Source organism: Craterilacuibacter sp. (assembly GCF_051659485.1).
In the GTDB taxonomy this organism is placed as follows: domain Bacteria; phylum Pseudomonadota; class Gammaproteobacteria; order Burkholderiales; family Chromobacteriaceae; genus Craterilacuibacter.
On the sequence record NZ_JBOFOO010000179.1, the window covers coordinates 1 to 2,080 of the forward strand.

A 2,080-nucleotide genomic window follows, 5' to 3' on the forward strand; every position below is an offset into this window, starting at 1 on the left:
GCCATCACGTCGATTACATCCACCTCAATCCGGTCAAGCATGGCCTGGTCACGCGTCCGCAGGACTGGCCCTATTCCAGCTACCCGCGCTACGTCGCCGCCGGTTTTTATCCGCAAGGGTGGATGGAGCAAGAAGCTTGTTGATGGGTGTCGGCCGTTGGCAACGATGGGTTACGCTTCGCTGCACCCATCAATGAAGGGTGGAACGCCGCGCACCCCGTCAATGCATTTACATCCGGCACAAAGTCTCGATCACCGTGCCGACACTGGCCACCCCCTGCCCCATCGCCGCCGGGTCGAAGGCGATTTTTTCATCCGATTCACCCTTGCCGGCCGCCCAGTTCACCACCAGGCACAGATGGGCATACGGCATATCCAGCTCGCGCGCCAGCGCCGCTTCGGGCATGCCGGTCTGGCCGACGATGTCGCAGCCATCGCCTTCGAGGCGGCGGATTTCGGCGCTGCTTTCCAGCCGCGGCCCCTGGGTGGTGGCGTAAACGCCGCCATCCAGCAGGGCAATGCCGCTTTGCGCGGCACTAGCCAGCAGGCGGGCGCGCATTTGCGGGCAATACGGACGGGTGAAGTCGGCATGCACCACCGGCCGGTCCGGCCCTTCGAAAAAGGTGTGCTTGCGCCCCCAGCTGTAATCGATGATGTCGTGCGGCAACACCAGCGTGCCCGGCACCATGTCGGCACGAATGCCGCCCACGGCAGCCACCGCGATGATGCAGCGCACGCCCTGGCTATGCAGCGCCCACAGATTGGCGCGGTAGTTGATTTCATGCGGTGCCAGCGAGTGGCCATAGCCATGGCGGGCAATAAACACCACGCCCTGCATGCCGATGCGGCCATAGGTCAGCGGGCAGGACGGCTCGCCATAGGGCGTGCGTATCAGCTGGCGATGGGTGATCTCCAGCCCCGGCAATTGCGCGAGGCCGCGGCCTCCGATGATGGCAAGCATAATTCCCCCTCAGGCCCGCTCGCCGACGCCTTCGAACCACGATTGCAAAATGGTCTGCGCCGCGACTTGATCCAGCGCCGGTTTTTGTTTGCGTCCGCGCAGGCCCGCATCGTTCAGCATGCTCCCGGCCACTTCCGAGGTGTAGCGTTCGTCCACCAGAAACACCGGCAGGCTGTAGCGCGCCTTGAGGCGGTTGGCGAATTTGGTGGCCAGACGCGTCATATTGTGCGGTGTGCCGTCGGCGTGGGTGGGCAGGCCCACCACCAGCGCCACCGGCGTCCATTCGGCCAAGAGCGCGCCGATGGCGGCAAAGCGCTCATCGGTGACCAGGGTATCGATGGTGACCAGCGGGTGGGCGATAGCCAGCATGGTCTCGCCCAGTGCCACGCCGATGCGCCGCTCGCCGAAATCAAAGCCCAATACCGTGCCGGAGAGTCCTTCAAGCATGACCGACATCCCCCGACAATAGCGCAGGGTCGAAACCCAGCAAGGCGATGGCTGCGGCATAGCGTTTTTCCGGTGGCAGCGCGAAGATGATTTCCGGGTCGGCCTCGACGGTAAGCCACGCGTTTTGCGTGATTTCCTGCTCCAGCTGCCCGGCTTCCCAGCCGGCGTAGCCCAGCGACAGCAGCAAACGCCCGGGCCCCTGCCCGCCCGACACCGCCTGCAGCACATCGCGCGAGGTGGTCAGCGCCAGCGTGTCGTTGATATGCAGGGTGGACTGCCAGTCGCCCAGCGGCGTATGCAGCACGAAACCGCGCTCCGGCTGCACCGGCCCGCCAAACAGCACCGGCGCGTCGGCGACCGGCCCGTCCTCCAGCACCAGCCCGATCTGGCTAAAGAGCTTGCCCATGCTGATGCCGGCAGGCTTGTTGATGATGATCCCCATGGCGCCATGCTCGCCGTGATCGCACAGATACAGCAGCGATTTGGCAAATAGCGGATCGGCCATATTGGGCATGGCAATCAGGAAATGATTGGAAAGTGTGAGGTCGCTCATGCCGACATTATGGGTAGGCAAGGCGATGCGGGGCAAGTACGAAAGGCGAAGGGCCCGGGAATGGGGAATGGGGATTCGGGATTCGGGATTCGGCCTGACACATTCACGTCAACACCGCAG

Annotated in this window: 3 protein-coding genes; all 3 read right to left on the reverse strand. The window is 63.9% G+C overall.

Going from position 1 to position 2,080, the window contains the following annotated elements; translation table 11 throughout:
- Window positions 1-228: 228 nt before the first annotated feature.
- Genes ACRC1E_RS06455 through ACRC1E_RS06465 form a run of 3 tightly spaced genes read right to left on the reverse strand, consistent with a single transcriptional unit; the run spans window position 229 to window position 1,960 of the window.
- Window positions 229-960, reverse strand: coding sequence for an S-methyl-5'-thioinosine phosphorylase (locus tag ACRC1E_RS06455; RefSeq protein WP_438514291.1), 732 nt, complete (start codon window positions 958-960; stop codon window positions 229-231).
- A gap of 9 nt (window positions 961-969) precedes the next feature.
- Complete coding sequence (gene ruvX / locus ACRC1E_RS06460; RefSeq protein WP_438514292.1) at window positions 970-1,407, reverse strand: Holliday junction resolvase RuvX; 438 nt, start codon at window positions 1,405-1,407, stop codon at window positions 970-972.
- Window positions 1,400-1,960: a YqgE/AlgH family protein gene (locus tag ACRC1E_RS06465; protein ID WP_438514293.1), complete on the reverse strand. Its 561-nt coding sequence runs from the start codon at window positions 1,958-1,960 to the stop codon at window positions 1,400-1,402. Before ACRC1E_RS06465 ends, ruvX begins: the two co-directional genes overlap by 8 nt.
- Between the last annotated feature and the right edge of the window lie 120 nt (window positions 1,961-2,080).